This window comes from Flavobacterium sp. Root901 (assembly GCF_001429765.1).
GTDB lineage: Bacteria > Bacteroidota > Bacteroidia > Flavobacteriales > Flavobacteriaceae > Flavobacterium.
Genome location: NZ_LMJB01000006.1, coordinates 66,034 through 91,718, shown reverse-complemented (window position 1 = coordinate 91,718; position 25,685 = coordinate 66,034). Strand labels below are relative to the sequence as shown.

Annotated in this window: 24 protein-coding genes and 2 pseudogenes; 16 read left to right on the top strand and 10 right to left on the bottom strand. The window is 33.9% G+C overall.

Annotation, left to right across the window (positions count from 1 at the left end; genetic code table 11):
* Window positions 1-6 precede the first annotated feature (6 nt).
* Window positions 7-684 carry a TIGR02117 family protein gene (locus ASE21_RS09745; RefSeq protein WP_057122463.1) on the bottom strand — a complete coding sequence of 226 codons (678 nt, stop codon included), beginning with the start codon at window positions 682-684 and terminating at the stop codon, window positions 7-9.
* A gap of 281 nt (window positions 685-965) precedes the next feature.
* Window positions 966-2,060 carry a redox-regulated ATPase YchF gene (gene ychF, locus ASE21_RS09740; RefSeq protein ID WP_057122461.1) on the bottom strand — a complete coding sequence of 365 codons (1,095 nt, stop codon included), beginning with the start codon at window positions 2,058-2,060 and terminating at the stop codon, window positions 966-968.
* A 294-nt stretch (window positions 2,061-2,354) separates the two neighbouring features.
* On the opposite strand from ychF, the gene ASE21_RS09735 reads away from it, so the two are divergent.
* Window positions 2,355-4,988 (top strand): TonB-dependent receptor, encoded by a 2,634-nt coding sequence (locus ASE21_RS09735; RefSeq protein ID WP_057123170.1) that lies wholly within the window; start codon window positions 2,355-2,357, stop codon window positions 4,986-4,988.
* A gap of 98 nt (window positions 4,989-5,086) precedes the next feature.
* Here ASE21_RS09735 and ASE21_RS09730 read toward each other — a convergent pair whose 3' ends face one another.
* The gene (locus tag ASE21_RS09730) at window positions 5,087-6,244 is read right to left on the bottom strand and encodes a hypothetical protein (protein WP_057122458.1); all 1,158 of its coding nucleotides are present in this window, start codon (window positions 6,242-6,244) and stop codon (window positions 5,087-5,089) included.
* A 166-nt stretch (window positions 6,245-6,410) separates the two neighbouring features.
* Window positions 6,411-6,761: a 4Fe-4S dicluster domain-containing protein gene (locus ASE21_RS09725; protein ID WP_057122456.1), complete on the bottom strand. Its 351-nt coding sequence runs from the start codon at window positions 6,759-6,761 to the stop codon at window positions 6,411-6,413.
* Window positions 6,762-6,918: 157 nt separating this feature from the next.
* Here ASE21_RS09725 and ASE21_RS09720 point away from each other — a divergent pair, with 157 nt between their 5' ends.
* The 6 genes from ASE21_RS09720 (at window position 6,919) to ASE21_RS09695 (ending at window position 11,943) form a co-directional block, all read left to right on the top strand.
* Window positions 6,919-7,983, top strand: coding sequence for an acyl-CoA reductase (locus ASE21_RS09720; RefSeq protein WP_057122453.1), 1,065 nt, complete (start codon window positions 6,919-6,921; stop codon window positions 7,981-7,983).
* Window positions 7,984-8,076: 93 nt separating this feature from the next.
* Complete coding sequence (gene serC, locus ASE21_RS09715; protein WP_057122451.1) at window positions 8,077-9,147, top strand: 3-phosphoserine/phosphohydroxythreonine transaminase; 1,071 nt, start codon at window positions 8,077-8,079, stop codon at window positions 9,145-9,147.
* A 140-nt stretch (window positions 9,148-9,287) separates the two neighbouring features.
* Window positions 9,288-10,238 carry a D-2-hydroxyacid dehydrogenase gene (locus ASE21_RS09710; protein ID WP_057122449.1) on the top strand — a complete coding sequence of 317 codons (951 nt, stop codon included), beginning with the start codon at window positions 9,288-9,290 and terminating at the stop codon, window positions 10,236-10,238.
* Between the two features lie 104 nt (window positions 10,239-10,342).
* Window positions 10,343-10,906, top strand: coding sequence for a hypothetical protein (locus tag ASE21_RS09705; RefSeq protein ID WP_057122448.1), 564 nt, complete (start codon window positions 10,343-10,345; stop codon window positions 10,904-10,906).
* Between the two features lie 266 nt (window positions 10,907-11,172).
* Complete coding sequence (locus tag ASE21_RS09700; RefSeq protein ID WP_057122446.1) at window positions 11,173-11,610, top strand: DUF6146 family protein; 438 nt, start codon at window positions 11,173-11,175, stop codon at window positions 11,608-11,610.
* A 30-nt stretch (window positions 11,611-11,640) separates the two neighbouring features.
* Window positions 11,641-11,943, top strand: coding sequence for a DUF6787 family protein (locus ASE21_RS09695; RefSeq protein WP_057122444.1), 303 nt, complete (start codon window positions 11,641-11,643; stop codon window positions 11,941-11,943).
* Here the strand turns inward: ASE21_RS09695 and ASE21_RS09690 are convergent.
* Entirely contained in the window at window positions 11,940-12,236 is a 297-nt protein-coding gene (locus tag ASE21_RS09690; protein WP_057122442.1) for a hypothetical protein, read from the bottom strand. The two genes, ASE21_RS09695 and ASE21_RS09690, sit on opposite strands and share 4 nt — an antisense overlap.
* A 208-nt stretch (window positions 12,237-12,444) precedes the next feature.
* On the opposite strand from ASE21_RS09690, the pseudogene ASE21_RS22275 reads away from it, so the two are divergent.
* From ASE21_RS22275 to ASE21_RS09675, 4 genes and pseudogenes are all read left to right on the top strand, one after another.
* Window positions 12,445-12,669: pseudogene (locus ASE21_RS22275) on the top strand (ATP-binding cassette domain-containing protein); the annotation flags it as partial.
* 204 nt (window positions 12,670-12,873) lie between these two features.
* Window positions 12,874-13,323 (top strand): annotated as a pseudogene (locus ASE21_RS22270) (ABC transporter ATP-binding protein); the annotation flags it as partial.
* 110 nt (window positions 13,324-13,433) lie between these two features.
* Window positions 13,434-14,198 carry a TIGR02757 family protein gene (locus ASE21_RS09680; protein WP_057122439.1) on the top strand — a complete coding sequence of 255 codons (765 nt, stop codon included), beginning with the start codon at window positions 13,434-13,436 and terminating at the stop codon, window positions 14,196-14,198.
* A gap of 167 nt (window positions 14,199-14,365) precedes the next feature.
* On the top strand, window positions 14,366-15,718 hold the full coding sequence (locus ASE21_RS09675; RefSeq protein ID WP_057122438.1) for a DEAD/DEAH box helicase: 1,353 nt from the start codon (window positions 14,366-14,368) through the stop codon (window positions 15,716-15,718).
* A gap of 150 nt (window positions 15,719-15,868) precedes the next feature.
* Here the strand turns inward: ASE21_RS09675 and ASE21_RS09670 are convergent, their stop codons facing one another.
* A complete protein-coding gene (locus ASE21_RS09670) occupies window positions 15,869-16,981 on the bottom strand; it encodes a lactonase family protein (RefSeq protein WP_057122437.1) in 1,113 nt (370 codons plus the stop codon).
* 256 nt (window positions 16,982-17,237) lie between these two features.
* On the opposite strand from ASE21_RS09670, the gene ASE21_RS09665 reads away from it, so the two are divergent.
* The 4 genes from ASE21_RS09665 to ASE21_RS09650 all read left to right on the top strand — a co-directional run bounded on the left by ASE21_RS09665 (window position 17,238) and on the right by ASE21_RS09650 (window position 21,642).
* Window positions 17,238-19,166: a vWA domain-containing protein gene (locus ASE21_RS09665; RefSeq protein ID WP_057122436.1), complete on the top strand. Its 1,929-nt coding sequence runs from the start codon at window positions 17,238-17,240 to the stop codon at window positions 19,164-19,166.
* Between the two features lie 153 nt (window positions 19,167-19,319).
* Complete coding sequence (locus tag ASE21_RS09660) at window positions 19,320-20,570, top strand: dihydroorotase (protein ID WP_057122435.1); 1,251 nt, start codon at window positions 19,320-19,322, stop codon at window positions 20,568-20,570.
* Window positions 20,571-20,574: 4 nt separating this feature from the next.
* The gene (locus ASE21_RS09655; protein WP_057123169.1) at window positions 20,575-20,901 is read left to right on the top strand and encodes a hypothetical protein; all 327 of its coding nucleotides are present in this window, start codon (window positions 20,575-20,577) and stop codon (window positions 20,899-20,901) included.
* Between the two features lie 96 nt (window positions 20,902-20,997).
* Complete coding sequence (locus tag ASE21_RS09650) at window positions 20,998-21,642, top strand: alpha/beta hydrolase (protein ID WP_057122434.1); 645 nt, start codon at window positions 20,998-21,000, stop codon at window positions 21,640-21,642.
* Between the two features lie 72 nt (window positions 21,643-21,714).
* On the opposite strand, the gene ASE21_RS09645 is transcribed toward ASE21_RS09650, so the two are convergent.
* The 3 genes from ASE21_RS09645 to ASE21_RS09635 are packed head-to-tail and all read right to left on the bottom strand — an operon-like array spanning window position 21,715 to window position 23,467.
* Window positions 21,715-22,140, bottom strand: coding sequence for a hypothetical protein (locus ASE21_RS09645; protein WP_242410246.1), 426 nt, complete (start codon window positions 22,138-22,140; stop codon window positions 21,715-21,717).
* A 46-nt stretch (window positions 22,141-22,186) separates the two neighbouring features.
* Window positions 22,187-22,690 (bottom strand): hypothetical protein, encoded by a 504-nt coding sequence (locus ASE21_RS09640; RefSeq protein WP_057122432.1) that lies wholly within the window; start codon window positions 22,688-22,690, stop codon window positions 22,187-22,189.
* 12 nt (window positions 22,691-22,702) lie between these two features.
* Entirely contained in the window at window positions 22,703-23,467 is a 765-nt protein-coding gene (locus tag ASE21_RS09635; RefSeq protein ID WP_057122431.1) for an MBL fold metallo-hydrolase, read from the bottom strand.
* Window positions 23,468-23,557: 90 nt separating this feature from the next.
* Between ASE21_RS09635 and ASE21_RS09630 the strand changes: the two genes are divergently transcribed.
* Window positions 23,558-25,018, top strand: coding sequence for a TonB-dependent receptor (locus ASE21_RS09630; protein ID WP_057122430.1), 1,461 nt, complete (start codon window positions 23,558-23,560; stop codon window positions 25,016-25,018).
* 72 nt (window positions 25,019-25,090) lie between these two features.
* Here ASE21_RS09630 and bcp read toward each other — a convergent pair whose 3' ends face one another.
* Window positions 25,091-25,543: a thioredoxin-dependent thiol peroxidase gene (gene bcp / locus ASE21_RS09625; RefSeq protein WP_057122429.1), complete on the bottom strand. Its 453-nt coding sequence runs from the start codon at window positions 25,541-25,543 to the stop codon at window positions 25,091-25,093.
* Window positions 25,544-25,685 lie beyond the last annotated feature (142 nt).

Below are 25,685 nucleotides of genomic sequence, written 5' to 3'. Positions count from 1 at the left end.
GCAAGATTATTTATAATGACAAAAAATCCCCTTATCATAAACTGTCCATAAACTTGCTTTTTGGTTTGCCGCTTTTAAAGCGTTGTTTGCCCAGGTATTGCAAGTATAGAAAAGGCTGTAACTCCCTTTTGCTTCATAAAAAGCATCTTTTTTTCCGTAACTGTGTCCTTCAATCCATTGTGGATGAATTGGATCGCTGAAACTGTCTGAAATATAATTGACTAAACTCTTATAATTCTCTTCTGAAATCAGAATGCGTTTACAGTCGTCGCCTTCTCTTAATTGTTTAAAAAATGTAGTATGCATTGCCGATGAACTGATTCCAAATGCGGCTTTTAAAGCTGTACTGGCTTTTAAGTCTGACCATTCCGGCGTATCCAGATAAAAACCTTTATCGCCCCAGCCAAAAGCAATAAAATTCATTAAAGAATCTTTTGATTGGGTCTGGCTGAACTGAATTTCATTTCGCCAGTCTTTGATCTCGTTTTTAACAGGAACCACAATATCCGTATGAACTCCGTTGGAAAGAATATAAATCGGAATTGTTTTTTCTTGTTTTACAAAATCAGCATCTGAATTAACTGTGATTTTAGAAATCAGGTAAACTGATAATACATAAAGTATAAGAAAACTGAAGATTCCAAAAAGCGTCCAGCCCAAAAATTTGAAAGTTTTTTTTAGCATTTTAATTGGTTTATTTTAGATTAGTAATTGGTTATTTTTTCAGTAACCAATTTTTGAGCCAAATTTTTTTGTTTTGCGAAAATGGCACGCGGATTTTACTGGTTCGCTTTCGCGAAAGCGCCGATTTAAATTGAAATCTATATGAATAACCTTTGCGTAGACGCACTGCGGTGCGTCTCTACAGCGAATCTTTGCGGTAAAAATACCCACAAAAAAACCGCTGAATTTCTCCAGCGGTTCTATTTTCTTTCTTCTTTCTTCTATTCTCTAAAAAGAAAAGATTAAACGTTAAAACGGAAGTGCATTACATCACCATCTTTTACAATATATTCTTTTCCTTCCACTCTGAATTTTCCGGCTTCTTTTGCCTTTGCCTCAGAACCATATTGAACATAATCATCGTATGAAATAACTTCTGCACGGATAAATCCTTTTTCAAAATCAGTGTGTATAACACCCGCAGCCTGTGGTGCAGTTGCTCCAATATTGATTGTCCAGGCACGAACTTCTTTTACACCAGCTGTAAAATACGTCTGCTGCTTTAGTAATTTGTAGGCTGCACGAATTAAAACAGATGCTCCCGGCTCTTCAAGTCCCATATCTTCAAGGAAAACCTGACGCTCTTCGTAACTTTCTAATTCTGTAATATCAGCCTCTGCTCCTACTGAAAGTACAATAACTTCAGCATCTTCGTCTTTTACTAATTCACGAACCTGATCTACATATTTATTTCCATTTACAGCAGAACTTTCATCAACATTACAAACATATAAAACCGGTTTTGCCGTAATCAATTGAAAACTTTCTAACAAAACTTCTTCATCATTATTTTGAGGAACAATTGTTCTGGCAGATTTTGCCTGTAATAAAGCTTCTCTGATTCTGTTTAATAAAGCTTCTTCAACCTGAGCTTCTTTATTTCCTGTTTTGGCAGCACGTTTTACTTTTTCTAAACGTTTTTCGATTGTTTCTAAATCTTTTAACTGCAATTCGATATCAATAGTTTCTTTGTCACGAATTGGATTTACATTTCCGTCAACATGTACAATATTATCATTATCAAAACAACGCAAAACGTGAATAATAGCATTACACTCTCTAATGTTTCCTAAAAACTGGTTTCCAAGACCTTCACCTTTACTTGCTCCTTTTACCAGACCTGCAATATCTACGATATCTACGGTTGCCATTTGTACGCGTTCTGGTTTTACTAATTCTTCCAGTTTATTAATTCTCGGATCCGGAACGTTTACAACACCAATATTAGGTTCGATTGTACAAAACGGAAAGTTGGCACTCTGCGCTTTTGCATTAGATAAACAATTAAATAATGTTGATTTTCCAACATTTGGTAATCCTACAATTCCTGCTTTCATCTGTTGTTTCTATTTATTTTTAATCGACTCTGAATTTGTCAAAGCCCGCCATTAAAGCTTATATTTTAATGGATTATGATTTATGGATATTTTTAGGTTTCTGCCGAAATGATATTTTTGGCTTTAAAATTTTGCAAATATAAGATTTAATACCTCGTAAGCGAAGTAAAAATGTGCATTAATACAATTTTAAGGTTATTCTTAAAAATTTTTAAACTTTTTATTAAGTTTTTGTTAAAAAATATTACTTTTATAAAAATAATCAATAAAAAACAAACCAAAAAACCAACAACCATGAAAAAGTTTGCATTATTTTTATTTGTACTGAATTCAGCATTTCTTTTTGCCCAAAAAGAAGTCTCGGGCGTCGTAAAGGACAAAACAGGAACGCCGCTTCCCGGTGTTAATATTGTCGAAAAAGGAACTTCAAATGGGGTTTCTACCGATTTTGAAGGTGCATATAAAATAAAAGTGAAAGACGGTGCCACATTAGTTTTTAGTTATGTAGGCTTCACAACAGTAGAAAAATCAGCTTCAAGTGATAAAATAAATGTCAATTTAGATGAAAGCGGCGGCCAGGTTTTAAGCGACGTTGTTGTTACAGGTTCGAGAAGTACCAAAAGAACTGTAGTAAACTCAGCCGTTCCTATCGATGTTATTAATGTAAAAGACGTTACAACGCAAAGTGGTAAAATTGAAATCAACCAATTACTTCAATACGTTGCCCCGTCTTTTAATGCTAATAAACAATCTGGATCTGATGGCGCTGACCACGTCGATCCGGCTTCATTAAGAGGAATGGGTCCAGACCAGACTTTAGTGTTAATTAACGGAAAAAGAAGACATCAATCGTCTTTAATTAATTTATTTGGAACAAGAGGCCGTGGAAACACAGGAACAGATTTAAATGCAATTCCTGCCGCTTCTATTAAAAGAATTGAGATTTTACGTGACGGCGCTTCAGCCCAATATGGCTCTGATGCAATTGCAGGAGTTATTAATATCATAACAAACGACAATGTAAATGAATTAACAGGATCTGTGACTTATGGCGTTTTTAATACCCATGCTCAAGGTGATTTCCTTCCCGGAACTCCAAACACAAAAGGATACAGATTAGATAAAGACGGAAATGGAAATTCGTACGGAAAAGATCAGGATTTTGACGGAGGTTCTATTAGAGTTGCTGCTAATTATGGAGTTGCACTAGGCACAAAAGGCGGTTATGCCAATTTTACAGGAGAATTTTTAAACAAAAACAAAACCTTAAGACCTGCATATGATTTTAGAAAAGGTTTTGGTGATGCCAGTATGCACGGTGTAAATTTATTTGCCAATTTTTCTGTTCCTATTGCTGACAAAACAGAGTTTTATGCTTTTGGCGGAAGCAATTTTAGGGATACTGATGCTTATGCTTTTACCAGAAATGATGGTGAAAGAGTTGTAGAATCAGTATACCCTGGCGGTTATACACCTAGAATTACTTCTAAAATTAATGATAATTCTGTTGCTGCAGGAATTAAAACTGAATCTTCGGGAGGATGGAAATTTGATTTAAGTAATACTTTCGGAAAAAATAAATTTCAATACGATATTAAAGGTACAATAAATGCTTCGCTGGAAGAAAAGTCTCCACATGAATTTGATGCCGGAGGACATAGCTTACTTCAAAATACAACCAATTTTGATATTTCTAAAAATTATGACAGTGTTCTTAATGGTTTTAATATTGCTTTTGGATCTGAATTCAGAGTAGAAAAATTTGAAATATTTGCCGGAGAAGAAGGATCTTATACTACTTACGATACAAACGGACAGCCAATTACGGATCCAACCACTCAAAGTGCTCCTATTGATCCTATTTCCGGAAATCCAAGACCGGGAAGTTCACAGGGCTTTCCTGGCTACAGCCCTGCAAATGAAGTAAATGAAAGCCGTACCAATTTTTCTTTGTATGCTGATGGTGAATTGGATGTAACGAAAGCTTTTATGTTAAATGCAGCCGTTCGTTTTGAAAATTACAGCGATTTTGGAAGTACTGTTAACGGTAAACTGGCATCAAGATTAAAACTTGGCGATCATTTTAATTTAAGAGGTTCTGTAAGTACGGGTTTCCGTGCGCCGTCTTTGGCTCAGATCTATTATAATTTACGTTTTACAAATTTTAACGCAAGCGGCGCAACTGAGGTTTTACTGGCACCAAATAACAGTGAGATTACAAGAGCCTTTGGAATTGGTAAATTAAATGAAGAAAAAGCGGTAAATGCATCTTTGGGTTTTACGGCTTCTTTTGGAGATTTTACAGCAACTGTTGACGGTTATTACATTCAGGTAAAAGATCGTATTGTACTAACCGGATATTTTGATGCAAGTGCTTTAAATCTTGGTGTTTCTGAAGCTCAGTTTTTTGCAAATGGAGTTGATACAAGCACTCATGGTCTGGATTTGGTTTTATCATGGAAAAAATCTTTTAATTTTGGAAATTTTGGCGCAACATTGGTTGGAAATATCAATGACATGAAAATTGATAAAGTAAAAAATGGCGGTCTTGACGAAGCAACTTTCTTCGGAAAACGCGAAAAAGCCTTTTTATTAGCTTCTGCGCCTGATAATAAATTTGGTTTAAACTTAAACTATTCAAAAAGCAAATTTGATGCAGGTTTAGCGTTTACACGTTTCAGCAAAGTTGTTTTGGTCGATTATGCCGATGAAGATGATGTTTACAATCCTAAATTAGTAACCGATCTTACTTTTGGATACCAATTTACAAAAAGTTTAAAATTAAGTATTGGAAGCAACAACTTATTCAATATTTATCCAACAAAACAGGATGAACAGGGAAATACAGAAGCCGGAGGATATTGGGATGCCGTACAAATGGGTTTCAGCGGAGCTTATTACTATGCCAGACTTGGATTTAATTTTTAAAAAAGGTCTTCGACTTCGTTCAGCCTGTCAACAATAAAAAACAAAAAATCCTGAACTTATTGAGTTCAGGATTTTTTTATTTTTCAGAGTTATAACTCCTACAGCTTATAATCCAAAGAAGCAATTATTGCCTTTTCTTCGTCGGTAGAAACAAATCCCGAAATATCCCAGTAATTGGTCAGGATTTTGTTTCTTTTATTAAAAAGTGATTTCTCTTTAAAAACGTCACTTTCTTTATAAGTAAAATTTTGTTTGTTGAAATTTGTGGTGATAAAACTATTGCGAACCTGAATTTTCTTTACCTGATCTTTCAAAATAAGATCATAAGCTATTTCTTCATTTGAACCCAGTAAATAATAATTTTCTCCGTCTAACCTGTAATTAACATTGATAAATGACTTGGTAATATTTTTAGAATTCGCTCCGGTTTTTTCTTCAACTTTATCAAGGTTTTGCGGTGTAACATCAATTTTAAATTCAATAATAAGCTTTTTTTCAGGATCATAAACAATCTCAAAATTATCGATTGCATCTTTTGCCTTATCCAGAGGCGTAATATACATTACATAATAATCTTTATTCTTCGGATGGCCTTTTATTATAAAATCATATTCTTTTTTTGCTTTTGGATCTAAAAGCGGATCAAAATATTTAAAATCATTATAATTCTTCATGATATTATTTAAATCATACCCTCTTAAATCGGCACTTATATCTGTTTCCAGCAAACCATACGATCTGTTTTGTTCTACCAAAAGTGTTGTCGAAGGGCTTCCCGAAAATTGAAAATTAACTAATCCGTCATTAAAATAAGAATATTTGTTATCTAACATAAAAAACTCCCTTACATATACTTTAAGCCTGTAAGAATCGGCTAATCTCTTTGACGATGTAAGCACAAGTTTTTGAAGTACTTTTTGCGGAGCCTGTTTAGAAAGAACAATTTCATCCAGCTTAGTATTATTGCTTTTCAGATAAACAATAAATTTTTGATCTCCGTTTAAAGAAGTCCAGCGTACCGTCAAGTTTTCATAATTTTTTTCCGAAACCTGTACATTAGAACCGCCGGTAAGCATAAAACTTACTTTACCTTCTTTATTACTAGTCAGTATTTGTTTTGTTTTTAGAATAACAACTGTCGCATTTTCAATAGGAAGCTGTGTTTCTATATCTTTTACAATAATAGAATACTGCTCTTCCTGCGAAAAAGCGTTAAATCCAATTAAAACAAAAAATAAAAGTATGAATTTCCTCATATGCTTATTAAATTTTCAACTAAAGTATTAAATTTTTATTAAAAAAATAAGCACTAAAATATAAAATATTATAAACCAACACAATAAGATTTTTAAATTTCGAATAAAGCAAAAAAAAATCCTGAGTTCGCACTCAGGATTATATTTTGAAAAATTAATTTAATTTTTATTCACCATGCAGAAATGCCTGTCTGTTCAACAAGGTTTCGTCATCTTCAACGTGATTATCATCTGGCACACAGCAATCAACAGGACATACAGCAGCACATTGAGGCTCATCGTGAAAACCTTTACATTCTGTACATTTTCCCGGAACGATATAATAGATTTCATCAGAAATTGGAGTTTGTGCGTCATCAGCATTCACTTCAGTTCCGTCAGGTAAAATTACAGTTCCCGAAAGGCTTGTTCCGTCTTTATATCTCCAATCATCTGCTCCTTCATATATTGCTGTATTTGGGCATTCTGGTTCACAGGCCCCACAGTTTATGCATTCGTCAGTTATAATAATTGCCATGTTTTTTAATCTTTAAAGTTAAAAGTCTTAAAGTTATAAAGTCAGAAAAATCTAAAAAAGACATTCATAGCATTTGATCTGATGACTTTTGACTTTCGACTTATTTATGCTTATTTTTGTGCAAAATTACAATCAAAACAATTCATAAACAAACATTATGACATTAGAAACAAAAAAAAGTGTTTTTGTTGAATTAGGAAAATTTTTAAGTCAGTTTTCGGAAGGCGCTTCTGCAAAAAAATCTGACGTTTTATATAATGATATCTTTTTTGATGATTTTGAGAGATTAATTCACCTTTCACAATCACATAATGGCTGGTACACACCAGAGCAGGTTTACTTTGCGGTAAAATCCTGGGCAGAGGCTTTGACAAAAGAAAACATCGACAAATGGCTTTCCAATTATAACTTTGAATCGTCTCGCGGAGAAAAAGCAGTCGCTCTGATTTTAGCCGGGAATATTCCGCTTGTTGGTTTTCATGATTTTATCTCGGTTTTAATTACCGGAAACAAGGCATTGGTAAAAACATCATCAAATGATCAGCATTTACTGCCGTTTCTGGCCCGATATATAATTGCTGTCGACGAAAGTTTTAAAGATAAAATCACTTTCGTGGAAGGAAAGCTGGAAAATTTTGATGCCGTAATTGCTACCGGAAGCAATAATACAGCACGTTATTTTGAGTATTATTTTAAAGACAAACCTTCCATTATCCGAAAAAACAGAAATTCGGCTGCCGTTTTAAACGGAAAAGAATCAAATGAAGAACTGGAAGCTTTAGGAGAAGATATTTTTAGGTATTTTGGTTTAGGATGCCGAAATGTATCTAAACTTTTTGTCCCGAAAGGATATACTTTTGATGCTTTTTTTCAGGCCGTTTTTAAATATCAGGATGTTATTCATTATGAGAAATATGCTAATAATTACGATTATAATAAAGCGGTTTTCTTAATGAGTAATTTTAAATTAACAGACAATGGTTTCCTGACTTTAAAAGAAGATTCGAGCTACGCCTCGCCTATTTCCAGCGTTTTTTATGAATATTATGAAAATCTGGAAGATTTAAAATCCAGACTTGAAACCGATGCAGAACAAATTCAATGTATCGTTAGCAGCGATATAATAAAAAATAGTGTTGCATTCGGGCAAACCCAAAATCCTCAATTGTGGGATTATGCAGATAACGTTGATACTATAACGTTTTTGTTAACAATAAAGTAAAAAAATGTTTAATTATTTCGAATTATTTATCGCTTTTTCAGCTCCTATTGCCGAAATTTGCGTCTTTAAAATTTTCGACTATTAACAACAACCATGAAAAAACACAACTACAGCGCAGGACCAAGTATTTTACCTCAGGAAGTTTTTGAGAAGGCATCAAAAGCAATTTTAAATTTTAATGATTCAGGATTATCAATTCTTGAAATCTCGCACCGAAGCAAAGATTTTGTTGCTGTTATGGATGAAGCTCGTTCGCTGGCTTTAGAATTATTAGGACTTCAGGGAAAAGGATATCAGGCTTTGTTTTTACAAGGCGGTGCAAGTACTGCATTCCTGATGGCTCCTTACAACCTGATGAAAGAAAACGGAAAAGCGGCTTACTTAGATTCAGGTACGTGGGCAACTGCGGCTATTAAAGAAGCTAAACTTTTTGGAGAAACTATTGTTGTAGCTTCTTCAAAAGATGATAATTATACTCACATTCCAAAAGGTTACGAAATACCAGCCGATGCTGATTATTTTCACTGTACAAGCAATAATACCATTTTTGGAACTCAAATGAATGATTTTCCAGCTACAAATATTCCTGTAGTTTGTGATATGAGTTCTGATATTTTCTCACGCGAATTAGATTTCTCAAAATTCGACTTAATCTATGCCGGAGCTCAGAAAAATATGGGTCCTGCAGGAACAACTCTTGTAGTAGTTAAAGAAGAAATCTTAGGCAAAAACGGAAGAACAATTCCTAGTATGTTAGATTATGCTAAACATATCAAAGCAGAAAGTATGTACAATACTCCGCCTGTTTTTTCTGTATATGTTTCTTTATTAACATTACAATGGATTAAAGAAAAAGGTGGAATTGCTGCTGTTGAAAAATTAAACAATGCAAAAGCAGATTTACTGTATGCAGAAATCGACAGAAACCCATTATTTAAAGGTGCTGCAGCTATTGAAGACCGTTCTAAAATGAACGTGACTTTCTTATTAAACAACCCGGATCATACGGAAACTTTTGACGCTTTATGGAAAGCCGCAAATATTTCAGGATTGCCAGGACACCGTTCTGTGGGTGGTTACAGAGCTTCTATTTACAACGCTATGCCAATCGAAAGTGTTCAGGTTTTAGTTGATGTAATGAAAGCACTTGAAAGTAAAGTTTAATGTTTTCGGTTAATCGTTAATTTGTTTAATCGGTTAATCGTAAAATGTTTCCTTTATAATATCAAAAAGAAAAATATAAAATAGTCTGGTCGATCGATTAAACAATTTAACGATTAACCAAATAAACACATAAACCTAAAATGAAAGTATTAGCAAATGACGGAATTTCTAAAAGTGGAATTCTGGCCTTAGAAAAAGGCGGATTTGAAGTTATAACTACAAAAGTAGCTCAGGAACAAGTAGCTAACTTTATCAATGAAAATAATGTAAGCGTAATTTTAGTTCGTAGTGCTACTAAAGTTCGTAAAGATATTATCGATGCTTGTCCTGGTATCAAAATCATCGGTCGTGGTGGTGTTGGTATGGATAATATCGATGTTGATTATGCTAAAAGCAAAGGGATCCATGTAATTAACACTCCTGCTTCATCTTCAGAATCTGTTGCTGAACTGGTATTCGGACACTTATTTTCTGGTGTTCGTTTTTTACATGATTCTAACAGAAATATGCCTCTTGAAGGAGATTCAAACTTTGACGGTCTGAAAAAAGCATACGCAAATGGTATTGAATTAAGAGGAAAAACGCTTGGAATTGTTGGTATTGGCCGTATTGGTCAGGCAACTGCAAAAATGGCGCTTGGTCTTGGAATGAAAGTTATCGCTGCAGATAGTTTTATTCCGGAAGTAGATATTAAAGTTGAATTTTTTGACGGACAATCCATTACTACAAAAGTAGTTTCTCAATCTTTAGAATCTTTATTTAAAGAAGCTGACTTCATTACTTTACACGTTCCTGCCCAGGATGGTTACATCATTGGACAAAAAGAACTTGCAATTATGAAAGACGGCGTGGGAATTGTAAACTGTGCCCGCGGTGGAGTTATTGACGAAGTAGCTTTGGTAAAAGCTTTAGATTCAGGCAAAGTTGCTTTTGCAGGTTTAGACGTTTTCGAAAGTGAGCCAAAACCAGAAATGGCAATCCTGATGCACCCTAAAATCTCTTTGACACCTCACATTGGAGCTGCAACAGGAGAAGCACAAGACAGAATTGGTACTGAATTAGCTTCACAAATTATTACTCTATTAAGCTAATAAACTATAAATAAAATATTTAAGAAGGGATTTATTAACATCGTTTAATAAATCCCTTTCTTTTTTTAACTAAATTTGATTTCTAATCCCTAATTATCGAAATCATGTTTGAACAATTAACACAATTAGTAAGACAATACGGTGGCGATGCTGTTGTCAATAATGCTGCCGTTCCAGATGAACACAATGAAGCTGTAATTGGCGAAACTAGCTCCTCCATATTTAGCAGTCTGCAAAAAATTGTTGCCGAAGGCGGAGGAGAACAACTAGCCGGATTATTTAGTGGAAACCAGGCAATAGACAGCACCAACCCTGTAGTTCAGAAAATCCAGCACCAATTGAGTGACACTCTTGGCGAGAAATTTGGTTTAAGCAGCGTAGATTCTACAGGAGTTGCTTCAAACATGATTCCACAGGTTTTAAATTCTTTAGTAAATAAAGCAAAAGATCCAAACGACAATAGTTTTCAAATCTCTGATATAATTTCGGCCATTTCCGGAAACAGTACACAAGCATCAGGAATCATGGATACGATCTCAAAATACGGAATGCAATTTGGGCTTGACCAAAACAATGACGGAAAAGTAGATGTTGCAGATGTGCTGGTAGTAACAAAAAGCAAAGGCGGTATCGCCGGATTTATTGGGAAATTATTTGGAAGTAAATAAATGTTCTGAGGGACTAAGATGCTAAGGTCCTAAGATTCTGATAAAAATAACCAAAAGCTGTTTATATATAAACAGCTTTTTTATTTAAAAATGAAAAAACTTAGAACCCCAGAAGCTTAATATTTGACCATCTTAAAAAAAATCTTAGATTCTTAGCATCTTAGAACCTTAGCACCTATTTTAAAAAGATCTTAGAATCTTAGCACCTCAGAACCTTAGCATCTTAAAAAAAAATCGTAACTTTAAGTCTGAAAAGGGAGAGAGTTATGAAAAAGTGTATTTCTATATTAATTATATTATTAACAATAATTGCTTGTTCTACAGCTTCGCAAAATATTGCCAGCGCAGATAATACTACTGCAAATAAAAAAATTAGTGATACGGTCCGAATCGCAAATGATTCTTTGGAATATGAAGTAATAATTATCGATAACGGTTTTAGCTCATGGCTGGCTTCAAGAGCATATCCCAGAAATTATCATTCATTAGAATATCTTGAAAACAAAAATAACTTGTATATAACAGAATGGAACAGCCGCGTTCTGCAGCCACAGCGATACAATCCTAATTTATACGAAATGTCAATTAATTATCGTCCGGACATTCACTACGGTTACGAGGTAAACTACTTAATTTACAATTACATGATTTATTTTCAAAATACTTACAAACAAAAACTTTGGGGGTATGTTCCTTCAAGATAATTACTATATTTGTAATCATTACAAATAGCAATGAATAAACTAAAAGAACGCTGGGGAATTACCTCAAACCTACAAGCCATTATAATATTTATCGTTTTTGCCATCACAGGATCGGCTTCTGCGTGGCTTTCTAAACCCTTTTGCGTTTGGTTAGGAATTACCAAAGAAGATTTTGGAGGATGGTTTACCTTAATTCGACTGCTTATAATTTTTCCAATCTATCAGGTTTTATTAGTTGTAATAGGCACAGTCTTTGGGCAGTACAGATTCTTTTGGAATTTCGAAAAGAAAATGCTCAAAAATATGGGGTTAGGATTTTTATTTAAAGACTAAACTTTCATTCTTTCTCTGGAAAAGAAATAAGTATAAATCCATGTAAGGGTAAAGGACGGAATTACATCTGTAAACGGAAGTATTTCTTCCAGAAATGTTAAAACACCCGCAACCTTTCCTACCCTTCCTTTATACATTCGGGTCATGATAAGAGCTGCAATTGGAGCCCAGATAATGTCTCCAAATTCAGCAAGTCCAAAAACAGAATAAGTCAGCATACCAACGCCGTCCAAAATTAAACCAATGATTAATTTTGACATTCTGTTATCTTCTACAACATTTAAATCCTGCATTTTAAGTTTGATTTGAGTTCGTCCGAAAATTAAAAATAATTTATGAATCTCATTTTATTCAGACATTAAATTTAATTTCAAAATTCCCATATCAGGAAAAGAGCTGATTTTTTAATTTTATAATTCCCAATTATTGTATTTGTAATTTAAGATTTGAAATTTGATTCTAACCATAATCTTCGTTTCTTTGTAAAAACAGTTTCAATAAATGATACACGCAAAAAACATACATAAATTCTACGATAAACTAGAGGTTTTAAAGGGAGTTGATTTACATATTAAAAAAGGCGAAATTGTTTCGATTGTTGGCGCTTCCGGTGCCGGAAAAACAACCTTACTTCAGATTTTAGGAACATTGGACATTCCCGAAAGAAATCCGGAATCATCACTTACAATCAACGGCGAAAACATTCTGAAACTGCAGGATATTGAAAATGATAACACCAAACGAGAAAAAACATTTAAAATTATAACCTGGCTTGGAACCGGTTATATTGTAATTCTAACTGTTTTTTTATTGCTGTTTAGAAATAAAATTCTGGATGATACCTTGAGATACATAACAATTGGAGTTTTATTTTTACCCATATTTTCAATGCTTGTTTATTATAACAGCTATTTTAAAAAGAAAAACAAACAAGATAAAGTACTATCCAACTTCAGGAATTTAAACCTCGGCTTTATTTTTCAGTTTCATCAATTATTACCTGAATTCACGGCTTTAGAAAACGTTTGTATTCCGGCTTTCATGACCAATAAACCAAAAGCAGAAACGGAAAAAGAAGCCAAAAGAATTCTAGAATATTTAGGTTTATCACACAGGATCAATCATAAACCAAGCGAACTTTCGGGCGGAGAACAACAACGTGTTGCTGTGGCAAGAGCTTTAATCAACAAACCCGATGTTATTTTTGCCGATGAACCATCTGGAAATCTCGACACACATTCTGCCGAAAATTTACACCAACTGTTTTTTAAGCTTCGCGATGAATTCGGGCAGACTTTTGTTATTGTAACTCACAACGAAGAATTAGCCAACATGGCCGACAGAAAACTGGTTATGGTCGATGGCCAGATTAGTAATTAGGAGCTGTTTCCTGCTGTCCGCTGTATCTTTTGTTTTTTAAAGAAAAAAACAAAAGGATGCCGCTCCCATCAGGGCTAGGGCAATCGAATAAAAGAACTTTCATTTTAAACATGAATCAAAAAGAACTCAAAGAATTTCTTGACGAAAAAGTCATTCAATATAATAATCAGGATTTTATTGAAAGCGATCCTGTACAAATTCCGCATTTGTTTTCTCAAAAAGAAGATGTTGAAATTGCCGGTTTTCTGAGTGCTTCAATTGCGTGGGGAAATCGCAAAATGATTATCCGGAATTCACATAAAATGATGGAATTAATGGGAAATGCACCTTATGATTTTGTCATGTCACATTCAGAAGACAATCTGGCCGATTTAGAAACCTTTGTTCACCGTACGTTCAACGGAAAGGATTTTGGAAGTTTTATAAAAGGGCTTCAGCATATCTACAAAAATCACAACGGACTGGAAGCTGTATTTGCTAAAAATCAGGAAAAAGACAGCCTGCAGAAAAGTATAAGTGAATTCAAAAAGATTTTTTTCGAAATCGATCATTTAGCCCGAACTCAAAAACATATTTCAGACCCGCTGAACAATTCGGCAGCAAAACGAATCAACATGTATTTACGCTGGATGGTCCGTCAGGATGCAAAAGGTGTCGATTTAGGAATCTGGAAAAGTATTTCTCCAGCTGTATTATCCTGTCCGCTAGATGTTCATTCCGGAAATGTTGCGCGCAAACTTGGCATTCTTTCGCGAAAGCAGAACGATGCAAAAGCATTGGCAGAATTAGATAAAAAACTTCGTGAAATGGACGCACAAGATCCTGTAAAATATGATTTTGCACTTTTTGGGTTAGGCGTTTTTGAAGGATTTTAAGTTACTCCAATCGTTATAAGGCTGAGCGAAGTTGAAGTCAAAGCTGTAATTATCAAGTTCTTTAACATCTCTCAGGATGATAATGAAAATGATGATAGAATATCTAAAATTACAAAATCAGCAAAAAACCATGAATTTAACGTACATTTGCACAAAATTTAATGCAAATGAGCACTTTCGAAAAATTCAATCTTCCAAAATCATTACAAAAAGCAGTTGACGAATTAGGTTTTGTTACGCCAACTCCTATTCAGGAAAAATCTTTCTCTGTAATCATGTCTGGACGTGATATGATGGGAATTGCACAAACCGGAACCGGTAAAACATTTGCATATTTGTTACCGCTTTTAAAACTTTACAAATTCACAAACACCAATACACCAAAGATTGTGGTACTTGTTCCAACCCGTGAATTAGTAGTTCAGGTTGTGGAAGAAGTTGAAAAACTGACTAAATACATGTCGGTTAAAACCCTTGGAATTTACGGTGGCGTAAATATTAATACACAGAAAAAAGCTGTTTACGAAGGTGTAGATATTTTAGTTGGTACTCCCGGACGTACAATGGATTTAGCTTTAGACGCTGTTGTTCGTTTTGATGAAACTCAAAAATTAGTAATCGACGAATTTGACGAAATGCTGAATCTTGGTTTCCGCCCTCAGCTGACTTCGCTTTTAGCGATGATGAAAACCAAACGTCAAAATATATTGTTCTCTGCAACAATGACAGATGAAGTGGATGATATTTTGAACGATTATTTTGATTTTCCTGAAGAGGTTACACTTGCAGCATCCGGAACACCGCTTGAAAAAATTACGCAGGTTACATATAATGTACCAAATTTTAATACAAAAGTAAATCTTCTAAAACATTTACTGCAGACAGACGAAACCATGGATCGTGTTTTGGTTTTCGTAAACAATAAAAAAATCTCTGATATGCTGCATACACGCATTGAAGAAGATTTTGACGGTCAGTTTGGGGTAATTCACTCTAATAAATCTCAAAATTATCGTTTGAGTACAATGGCAGAATTTCAGGAAGGAAACCTTCGTGGATTAATCACAACTGATATTATGGCGAGAGGTCTTGATATTTCTGATATTTCGCATGTAATCAATTTTGAAATGCCGGAAGAACCTGAATTATACATGCACAGAATTGGTCGTACAGGTCGTGCAGATGCCACAGGAACCGCTATTAGCTTTGTTACTCCAAGAGAAGAAGAATCTAAAATTGAAGTGGAAGTTTTAATGAATCTGGAACTTGAAATCACTGATTTTCCTGAAGAAGTAGAAATTTCATCTAAATTAATTGAACCTGAAAAAGACAAACAGCCCATTAAGTTTTTAATGAAAAAAGTAAAACTTGAAGGTGATGGCGCATTTCACGAAAAATCTAAAAAGAACAAAAAAGTAAATCTTGGAGGACCATCAAAAACCAAAAAGAAAACGCATGGTTCTGTTAATAGAAATATGCTTAAAACCAGAGATAAAAAAAGAAAAGACAAAGACAAATAGTTTTTTTTTAAAAGTTTCTAAGAGGCTAAGATTCTAAGCCGCTAAATTTTTATTTTCAATATTAATAAAGGCTCAAAGATTTAATTATTTAAATCTTTGAGCCTTTATCTTAGAGCTTTAGCAGCTCAGTATCTTAGAAACTTAAAAAAACTAAATCTTTGTAAAAACCAGTCCTACCGGAGAACACAACTCGATTTTCTTTTTAGTATCAGTAAGTTTTCCTGTAGATTTGTCTCTTTTAAAAATAATAATATCATTAGTGTATTGATGTCCGACTAAAAGATAATTCCCTGTAGGGTCAATTGCGAAATCTCTTGGACCTTTTCCTAAAGTACTTACCTGCTCCACCAATTCTAAAGCTCCGTCTTTAAGAATTTTATAAACCGAAATCAAGTTAGCATCTACGCGGTCAGATACATATAAAAAAGCGCCGTCTGGCGAAATTTTAATCGCTGCTGCGCCAGTTCCGCCCTTGAAATCTTTTGGCAAAATACTGGTTTCTGCAATTATTTTCAGACTTCCGCTTTTATCATAACTTAAAGTGGTCAAAGTACCGTCTAATTCCTGAACTAAATACACGAATCTGCCATCTTTACTAAACGTTAAATGTCTTGGCCCGCTTCCTTTTTTGACCTCAACACTTCCTTTTAGGGTTAAGATTTCATGCGCTGCGCCTGCATTATACTTATAAATAAAAATTTTATCCAGACCTAAATCATTCGATAAAACAAACTTTTTATCTGGAGAAAACATTACCATATGCACATGCGCTTTTTCCTGACGCGCCGCATTTGGTCCTTTCCCTTCATGCTGAATCAATTGCTGTCCTTCTGTAATACTTCCGTCGGCATTTTTCTTAAACACAGCAATACTTCCGCCAGAATAATTAGCAGCAATTACATTTTTGTCATCATTTATTAAATGACAAGGATCTGCGCCTAAAGAAGCATTAGAATTTATAGGTTTAATTTTTCCAGTTTTTGAATCATATCCAAAAGCGCTCACAGCACTTTGTGTCCCGTTTTCGTTTACGGCATAAATAAATTTATTGTCTGCCGAAACAGATAAATAACTCGGACTTACAACATTCTCCGAAGAATTTTTAAGTTTAAAGTCACCAGAAACTGCATCAAATTCATATACATAAATCCCGTTGCTCTGACATGTATTGGTATAAGTTCCAACCAATAAGTTAAATTTCTTTTGAGCTTCTGCAGTTGTGACTGCCAAAGCTGAAAATAATACTACATATATTTTTTTCATAATTTGTTTTTTGAATATGCTAAAATAAGGAATAATATCTTTTTTAAATAGCAGCTTTGTTACAAAAGAAATTACAAAAGTTACATTTTTCAGACATTTCTAAGTGTTGAAGAAGTCAATTAAGTCCATTTCATTTATTTCTGACAATACTTACAATCTGTTAAATGAACTTATATGGTTTAAATAATTTTTAATTTGTATTTTTGACCAACATCTTTGCAAAATAAAAATAACAGCGAAGTAAATCAAAGCCAGAATGCACTTTAAACATCCCGAAATTCTATACTTTCTTTTTTTATTGATTGTTCCAATTTTGGTTCATTTATTTCAATTACGACGTTTTAAAACATCTTATTTTACGAATGTTCGTTTCTTAAAAGAACTCGCCATTCAGACCCGCAAAAGTTCAAAAATTAAAAAACGATTGCTGCTGGCCACGCGCCTTCTATTACTTACCTGCGCTATTATCGCTTTTGCACAGCCTTTTTTTGAAGCCAGAGACAGCAAAAATGCATCAAACGAAATGTATATCATTCTGGATAATTCGTTTAGTATGCAGGCAAAAGGCAAAAAAGGAGAATTATTAAAACGTGCCGTTCAGGAATTACTGGAAAATACGCCGGAAACCGCTCAGTTTTCTTTACTTACCAACACAGAAAATTATTGGAATACTGATATCAAATCGGTTAAAAGTTCTTTGCAAAATCTAAAATACAGCGCAGCACCATTTGAACTTTCGTCGATTATGGCAAAAGTAAAAGCACACAAAACGGCACATAAAAAAGATATCGTTATTATTTCTGATGCCGTTGGGTTAAAGGAAAATGATATTGCAACTATTGAGTCTGAAGAAAAACCATATTTCATAATTCCGGAAGCCGAACAAAAAAACAATATTTCAATTGACAGCGTTTATATCAATCAGACGTTAGAAAATTTCTACGAAATAAGTGTCGATTTATCTGGTTACGGAGACGATTTCAAACCGGTTTCGACAGCTTTATACAATCAAAACAAACTGATTGCCAAAATAATTATCAACTTTGACACAAAGAAAAAGAAGATTAATTTCACCATTCCAAAAGAAGCTTTTCACGGCTATGTTTCCATTGAAGACAATGGTTTAACTTATGACAATAAATTGTTTTTCAGCATTTCTAAAAACAAAAAAGCAAATGTAATCAGTATCGGTGAACCTGAAAAAAGTATTTTTTTAGCGAGAATTTACACTTCGGGCGAATTCAATTACAATAATTATGCAATCAATTCCTTGGATTATAATAGTTTGGAAAAACAGAATACGATAATCTTAAACGAATTAGTTGAAATCCCTCAGGCTTTGCAGACAACATTAAAAGCATTTGTTTCCAAAGGAGGAAATTTAGTTGTTATTCCTTCTGAAAAAAGTTCGATTTCAAACCTGAATTCCTTTTTAGGAAATTTTGGAAAAGTTCAGTTTAATAGCCTTAAAACTGAAAGTAAGCTAATTACAAAAATTAATTTTGATCATCCGCTTTTTTCCGGTGTTTTTGAGAATAAAATAACGAATTTCCAATACCCAAAAACCAATAGTTCATTTGATATCTCAAGCCCATATCCGGCTGTTTTATCTTTTGAGGATCAAAGTACGTTTGTAACAGCAATTCAAAATCCAACTGCCGGAATTACGGTATTTTCAGCACCAATAAATGGCGGAAATTCAAATTTTCAGCAATCGCCTTTAATTGTTCCGTTGTTCTACAAAATGGCAGTAAACAATCAAAAAACGGGAGTAAATGCTTTGACAATAGGAAACAACAAACCTTATTTTGTTGATGTATTATTGACAAAAGATGCAATTTTGGAGGTAAAGGGAACAGAAGATTCATTTATTCCAATTCAGCAGATTTTGAATAATAAAGTCAAATTAACCTTTAATGATTTTCCTGAAACCGCTGGAAATTACAGCATTTTTGATAAAAAGGAAAATGTCGAAAATTTAAGTTTTAATTATAAAAGAACCGAAAGCGATTTGAGTCAGGTAAATACCAATGTAGTTTCTGATTTTAAAACTGCCGATACGATTTCGACCATTTTTAACACGTTACAAACTGAACGAACCGACAGCCAAATTTGGAAATGGTTTGTTATCTTTGCACTGTTGTTTTTAGCATTAGAAATGGCAATTATAAAATTTGTAAAATAATTTGTTTTCACCATTAAGGCATTAAGATTATTAAGTTTTTCCTGTATGAACTTACTTTTTTAATATTAGAAAATTAAGGTTCTCTCCATGAACTTAATTACTTAATAGTAGAAATAAAACATTTAATGTTTGAATAAAATAAATATCCAAAATATGAAAATAATCATCAAAAGCGCCAAAATTATCGACTCAAAAAGTCCGTTTCATAACCAGACTGTTGATCTTTTAATTGCAGATGGTTTAATCGAAAAAATTGGCATTTCACTTCCAAACGACGATGCAGAAATTGTACGTTTTGACGATCTTCATGTTTCTCCGGGCTGGTTTGACAGCAGTGTTTCGCTTGGCGAACCGGGTTATGAAGACAGAGAAACAATCGAAAACGGATTAAATGCTGCGGCAAAAAGCGGTTTTACAGCAATCGCACTCCAGCCCAACTCTTATCCTGTTATTGATAATCAGTCTCAGGTAAATTTTGTAAAAAATAAAGCAAACGGTTTTGCAACAGAAATTTTTCCAATTGGTGCTTTAACAAAAGCGAGTGAAGGAAAAGATATGGCAGAACTTTTTGACATGAAAAAATCCGGGGCAATCGCTTTTGGAGATTATAATAAAAGCATCGATAATGCCAATTTGCTTAAAATTGCATTACAATATGTACAGGATTTTGACGGTTTGGTAATTGCTTATTCTCAAGATCCAAATATTAAAGGAAATGGCGTTGTAAATGAAGGAATTGTCTCGACCAGACTAGGTTTAAAAGGAATCCCGAATTTAGCCGAAGAACTGCAGATTTCCAGAAACTTATTTTTATTGGAATATACCGGTGGAAAACTTCATATTCCGACAATTTCTACAGCAAAGTCAGTTCAATTGATTCGTGAAGCAAAAGCAAAAGGTTTAAACGTAACCTGCAGTGCCTCTGTACATCATTTGGTTTTAACCGATGAAAAACTGGACGGTTTTGATACCCGCTTTAAAGTTACGCCTCCATTACGAACAGAAGTTGACAGACAGGCTTTATTGAACGGAATTGCCGATCATACCATCGACATTATTACTTCAGACCACAATCCGATTGATATTGAATTTAAAAAGATGGAATTTGATACAGCTAAAAATGGAACTATTGGTTTAGAAAGTGCTTTTGGAGCTTTGCTAACAGTTTTACCTGTTGAAACTATTGTAGCGAAACTTACTTTTGGAAGAGCTGTTTTTGGGCTTGAAGAAAATACAATCCAGGAAGGTGCCAAAGCAAATTTTACTTTATTTACAACAGAAGGAAAATCAATATTTACGAAAGAAAATATTCTTTCAAAATCTAAAAATTCTGCTTTTTTAGGAACAGAATTAAAAGGTTCAGTTTACGGAATCTTAAATCAAAATCAACTTGTTACAAAATAATACAATGAACAATACAGTCGAAGAAGGAAAGTCAATTGCGATTACCAGTTATATTTTAATTATTGGCGTTTTGATTGCCATGAGCATGAATTCTGAAAACAAAAACAGTTTTGCATCTTTTCACATTCGTCAGGCTTTAGGCTTGTCTTTAACCTTTATTTCGTTTGGTGCCATTATCAGTAATTTCGACAGCTTTTTTATTACTTTTCCAATGTGGATTTGTATTTCAATTCTGTGGACTTTTGGTATTTTCAATGCAATTCAGGGACAAATGAGACCAATACCTCTGGTTGGGGAATTATTTCAAAAATGGTTTAAAAAGATTGGATAGAGGTTTGAAAAATTTCAATTTTAAAATTCCAAATTCCAACTTAACGCCCTGAAAACTAAGACTGCGACTGAATACTAATTTACAATTCACAATTAAATGAATCTATCTTTAGAATATAAAATACAAGAACCAAAAGTAATTTTAGATAAAAATCCATTATTGTTATTATTACACGGATACGGCAGTAACGAGGCAGATTTATTTTCGTTTGCGTCTGAACTTCCTGATAATTATTATGTGATTTCTGCCAGAGCGCCTTACGATTTGCAATATGGTGCCTATGCCTGGTATGCAATTAATTTCGATGCTGATCAGAATAAATTTTCAGACAATGAGCAGGCTAAAACGTCAAGAGATGCAATTGCTTCTTTTGTTGATGAATTGATTGCAAATTACCCTATTGATGCCAATAATGTAACTTTAATTGGTTTTAGTCAAGGTTCGATTTTGAGTTATTCTGTCGCACTTTCTTATCCTGAAAAAATTCAGCGCGTTGTAGCAATGAGCGGTTATTTTAATGAAGAAATTATCAAAGAAGGTTATCAAAATAACGACTTTAAAAACTTAAAAATATTTGCATCTCACGGAACTGTAGATCAGGTTATTCCAATTGAATGGGCAAGAAAAACGCCGACAATTTTAGAAAAATTAAATATTCCTGTCACATACAAAGAATATCCAGTTGGACACGGCGTTGCGCCCCAAAATTTCTTTGATTTTAAGAATTGGCTTCTTGGTTAGTATTCAGTCGTAGTCACAGTTTTCAGTTATACGATACTGAAAACTGTGACTACGACTGAATACTGCAAACTTTTAATTTCCGGTATAAACAATCTTACCTTCTTTTTTCAAAACATATCCTTTCCACGGAATCAACTGCCAATCGCCATTTATCCACGAATCACCTTCCGATTTTCTTTCTAAAATGATGGATTCTTTTTGAGTGTCCAGAAAAAGTTCGGCTTTGTTTCCTTCAAAAATTACGTAAGAAGCAGTTGTATATGTCTTACCGTCGTCGTAATGCGATAATTTTGTTCCTTCAAAAACTCTAATGCATTCTTTTTTAAGTGTTGACCAGGTATATCCTGCAGAAGCTTTACATCCGTGAGAATCAGAATCGGCACCAACAACAGCTTCTTTTTTTATTTCTTTTGGAGTTACATTTTCCTGAGAAACTTTTTTACCGCATGAAGATATTACAGCGGTTACAATAATCGAAAACAAAAACATCTTTTTCATAATCCTATTCTATTTTATTGGGTCAAAAAAAATAGGATTAAAAATCCTATTTTTGATATAACCAGGTTTGATTTACCTCAAAGGTAATGTTATCATCATTATCAACAAAGTATTTTAACAAGACTTCTCCCCATAATTCGCCATTACTGTAATCTGCGATAATCCAACGGTGGTTTAGAATTTTTACTTTATTTATAATAAATTTATTTGGACCTATTTGATCCTGGCCGGTATAAGGATTTCCTTTTGGATTGGCATTAAAATCTAATAATTTCTCGGTTACCACCGGAATCAGTTTTTCATATAAAATCACTTTTCCTCCAGAAGCACTGTTATCAAAATAATTTTGTGCATTTTCGTTATGTTCCAAAGAAAAATAATCGGCTTCAGCTAATTTCGCCGAAACTAAATTAATACTGTCTCTTAGCTTTTTAGTTGTTTTCTCATATCTTTCTTCCCCAAATTTTACTTCGCGGCTGTAAAACATATAAGTAAAAACATTCATTAATATCGCAAGGATAAAAAGATAAAGCATTAAGGATTTTTTCATTTTGTGGTATAATTAAATTGTAATTTCTAAATTATCGTAAGCCAGGAAAACGTTTTCCGGAAGTTGTTTCTGCACTTCTTCATGAAAACCTAAAACATGACTAATATGGGTTAAATAAGCTTTTTCAGGTTTTACCAGATTAATAAAATCCAGTGCTTCCTGAAGGTTAAAATGGGTATCATGAGGCTCGACACGCAATGCATTTACAACCAAAACTTTTAAACCTTTAAGCTTATCAATTTCATCCTGTTGTATTGTTTTGACATCGGTTAAATAGGCAAAATCTTCTATTCTGTATCCAAAAACCTGCAAATCGCCATGCATGGCATTTATAGGAATAGCTGTTTTATCGCCAACTGCAAAAGACTCATTGTTTTTTACTTCGATCGTTTTTACGCTCGGAGCGCCCGGATATTTGTTTACCGTTTCGAAAACATAATCAAAACGGCGTCTTAGATTATCTAAAACACGTTTATGACCATAAATTGGAATTTCGCCCTGTCTGAAGTTAAACGGACGAATATCGTCTAAACCGGCAGTATGATCTGCGTGTTCGTGCGTAAATAAAATAGCGTCGAGTCTGCGGCATCCGCAGGAAAGCATCTGCTGTCTGAAATCAGGACCGCAATCGATTACAAATGAATGCTCGTTCCATGTAATCCAGATCGATACACGGAGCCTTTTATCCTTAGCATCAGTGCTTTTACAAACGGGATGATCGATTCCGATAATCGGAATGCCTTGAGAAGTACCAGTACCTAAAAAATAGACCTTCAATTGAACTTAATTTTTTTACAAAAATAGGATTATTTCTCTTTCATTAGAACCCTAATTTACTAACTTTGTAACAAATCTATTTAAAATAAAATGGGTACAGAAATAAAACTCAAAGGTGACAAGGTCATCGAACAGATTCCTTCTATAAAAGACAAAGCTTTACGCATTAATTTAAACGAGAATATTTACGGGACATTTGCTGAAATTGGAGCTGGACAAGAGACAGTTAGACATTTTTTCAGATCCGGAGGTTCATCAGGAACTATTGCAAAAGCAATGTCGGCTTATGACAAAGATTTTAGTGATGCTGTTTATGGAGTTGAAAGTGACGGAAGATATGTTACTGAAAACCGATTAAAAAAAATGCTTACGTTTGAAGGGGAATTGATCGAAGAACGTCTAAGCAGAGAAAAACACCCAAACAAACTTTTCTTCAGCTACGCCAATACAGTAGCTACAATAGATTTTGCCAAACAATTTAAAGGACACGGCTGGGTTGGAATCCGATACCAAATTGAACCAGACGAAGCTTATAACGAAATTATTCTTCACATTCGTTTTAAAGAAACCGATGCCAGATTACAACAAGAAACATTAGGAATTTTAGGTGTAAACTTAATTTACGGTGCCTTTTATAAATATAATGATCCTAAACGTTTACTGCGTTATTTATACGATCACTTAGATAAAGACCAGTTAGAAATTGATACGATTAACTTTGCGGGTCCGCGTTTTGCCGATGTCGACAATCGTTTGATGAGTTTGCAATTGGTTAAAAACGGAATGACCGATGCCGTAATGTTTAATCCTGAAGGAAAAAACATTCTTCCGGCGGCCATTTTATACAAAAAGAACCTTTTGGCTTTGAGAGGAAGTTTTCGTCCGGTTACTAAGGTAAATATGGACATGTATGAGAAGTCATTGAAAATGTTCCTTGAAGAAAACAAAGTTGAAAAAGACAATACGCTTGTGGTTTTTGAAATTACGCTTTCAAATTTACGTTCTGACGGAGAAATTGACGAACGTGACTTTATGGACAGAGCCGAGTTGCTCTGCTCACTTGGACAGACTGTTATGATTTCAAATTTCCAGGAATATTATAAAGTAGTTGAATATTTTGCTAATTACACAAAAGCCCGTATGGGATTGGCAATGGGTGTAAATAACCTTGTCGATATTTTTGATGAGAAATATTACCGCCATTTAAGTGGAGGAATTCTGGAAGCTTTTGGAAAATTATTCTACCGCGATATGAAAGTTTTCCTTTACCCGATGCTGGATGAAAATGGAGAATTAATGACTTCAGAAAACTTAAAAGTTCATCCTAGAATGAAAGAATTGTACAAGTTCTTTAAGTTTAACGGAAAAGTAATCGATATTACAGATTACGATCCGCATAATCTGGAGGTTTTCTCCCGCGAGGTTTTAAAGATGATCAATCAGGGAAAAAAAGGCTGGGAACCAATGCTTCCGCCGGGTATTCCGGAAATTATAAAAGAACATCACCTTTTTGGATATCATCCACAGAAGGAGTTAGAAGAAAATGCTTAATTAAAAAAAGTCCCTTTATTGGGACTTTTTTAGTTTTCGGTACTTTGATATATCTAAACAGCGGCTTAAAATTTATTTCAAAATTTGTGCTGCGTGTTCTTTTGTTTTTACATTCTCGATTACTTCCTCGATAATTCCTTTTTCATTGATTACAAAGGTTGTTCTGTGAATTCCGTCGTATTCTTTACCCATGAATTTTTTTGGTCCCCAAACTCCAAATGCATTTATTACAGATTTATCTTCGTCGGCAATTAATGGAAAAGGAAGCTCGTATTTATCTTTAAATTTCGATTGTGCTTTCTGACTGTCAGCACTCACTCCTAAAAGCTCATAATTATTTGCTTTAAAACGCTCAAAATTATCTCTTAAATCACACGCTTCAGCTGTACAACCCGGTGTGCTGGCTTTTGGATAAAAGAAAACTACTACTTTTTTTCCGGCATAATCTGCCAGTTTATGTGTTTTTCCGTCCTGATCTGTTCCTGAAAAAACAGGTGCTTTGTCTCCGGCTTTTAATGTTGTCATATTTTAGATTTTAGATTTTAGATTCCTGCAAGGTTTAAAAATCTTGCAGGAATTTTTATTTTATATTTCTTTCAAATTTATGATTTCTTATTCGAAACTCCATAACCTGAGTTTTCTTTTTGCCCCAGATTGAAGTGAAAAC

Coding starts and splice junctions, on each gene's coding strand:
- ASE21_RS09705 (WP_057122448.1), top strand. CDS start 10,343: ATGTTTGAACAATTAACACAATTAGTAAGACAATACGGTGGCGATGCT.
- ASE21_RS09695 (WP_057122444.1), top strand. CDS start 11,641: ATGAATAAACTAAAAGAACGCTGGGGAATTACCTCAAACCTACAAGCC.
- ASE21_RS09645 (WP_242410246.1), bottom strand. CDS start 22,140: ATGAAAAAGATGTTTTTGTTTTCGATTATTGTAACCGCTGTAATATCT.
- ychF (WP_057122461.1), bottom strand. CDS start 2,060: ATGAAAGCAGGAATTGTAGGATTACCAAATGTTGGAAAATCAACATTA.
- serC (WP_057122451.1), top strand. CDS start 8,077: ATGAAAAAACACAACTACAGCGCAGGACCAAGTATTTTACCTCAGGAA.
- ASE21_RS09650 (WP_057122434.1), top strand. CDS start 20,998: ATGAATCTATCTTTAGAATATAAAATACAAGAACCAAAAGTAATTTTA.
- ASE21_RS09730 (WP_057122458.1), bottom strand. CDS start 6,244: ATGAGGAAATTCATACTTTTATTTTTTGTTTTAATTGGATTTAACGCT.
- ASE21_RS09745 (WP_057122463.1), bottom strand. CDS start 684: ATGCTAAAAAAAACTTTCAAATTTTTGGGCTGGACGCTTTTTGGAATC.
- ASE21_RS09680 (WP_057122439.1), top strand. CDS start 13,434: ATGAATCAAAAAGAACTCAAAGAATTTCTTGACGAAAAAGTCATTCAA.
- ASE21_RS09655 (WP_057123169.1), top strand. CDS start 20,575: ATGAACAATACAGTCGAAGAAGGAAAGTCAATTGCGATTACCAGTTAT.
- ASE21_RS09700 (WP_057122446.1), top strand. CDS start 11,173: ATGAAAAAGTGTATTTCTATATTAATTATATTATTAACAATAATTGCT.
- ASE21_RS09735 (WP_057123170.1), top strand. CDS start 2,355: ATGAAAAAGTTTGCATTATTTTTATTTGTACTGAATTCAGCATTTCTT.
- ASE21_RS09690 (WP_057122442.1), bottom strand. CDS start 12,236: ATGCAGGATTTAAATGTTGTAGAAGATAACAGAATGTCAAAATTAATC.
- ASE21_RS09665 (WP_057122436.1), top strand. CDS start 17,238: ATGCACTTTAAACATCCCGAAATTCTATACTTTCTTTTTTTATTGATT.
- ASE21_RS09725 (WP_057122456.1), bottom strand. CDS start 6,761: ATGGCAATTATTATAACTGACGAATGCATAAACTGTGGGGCCTGTGAA.
- bcp (WP_057122429.1), bottom strand. CDS start 25,543: ATGACAACATTAAAAGCCGGAGACAAAGCACCTGTTTTTTCAGGAACA.
- ASE21_RS09630 (WP_057122430.1), top strand. CDS start 23,558: ATGGGTACAGAAATAAAACTCAAAGGTGACAAGGTCATCGAACAGATT.
- ASE21_RS09670 (WP_057122437.1), bottom strand. CDS start 16,981: ATGAAAAAAATATATGTAGTATTATTTTCAGCTTTGGCAGTCACAACT.
- ASE21_RS09660 (WP_057122435.1), top strand. CDS start 19,320: ATGAAAATAATCATCAAAAGCGCCAAAATTATCGACTCAAAAAGTCCG.
- ASE21_RS09720 (WP_057122453.1), top strand. CDS start 6,919: ATGACATTAGAAACAAAAAAAAGTGTTTTTGTTGAATTAGGAAAATTT.
- ASE21_RS09675 (WP_057122438.1), top strand. CDS start 14,366: ATGAGCACTTTCGAAAAATTCAATCTTCCAAAATCATTACAAAAAGCA.
- ASE21_RS09640 (WP_057122432.1), bottom strand. CDS start 22,690: ATGAAAAAATCCTTAATGCTTTATCTTTTTATCCTTGCGATATTAATG.
- ASE21_RS09710 (WP_057122449.1), top strand. CDS start 9,288: ATGAAAGTATTAGCAAATGACGGAATTTCTAAAAGTGGAATTCTGGCC.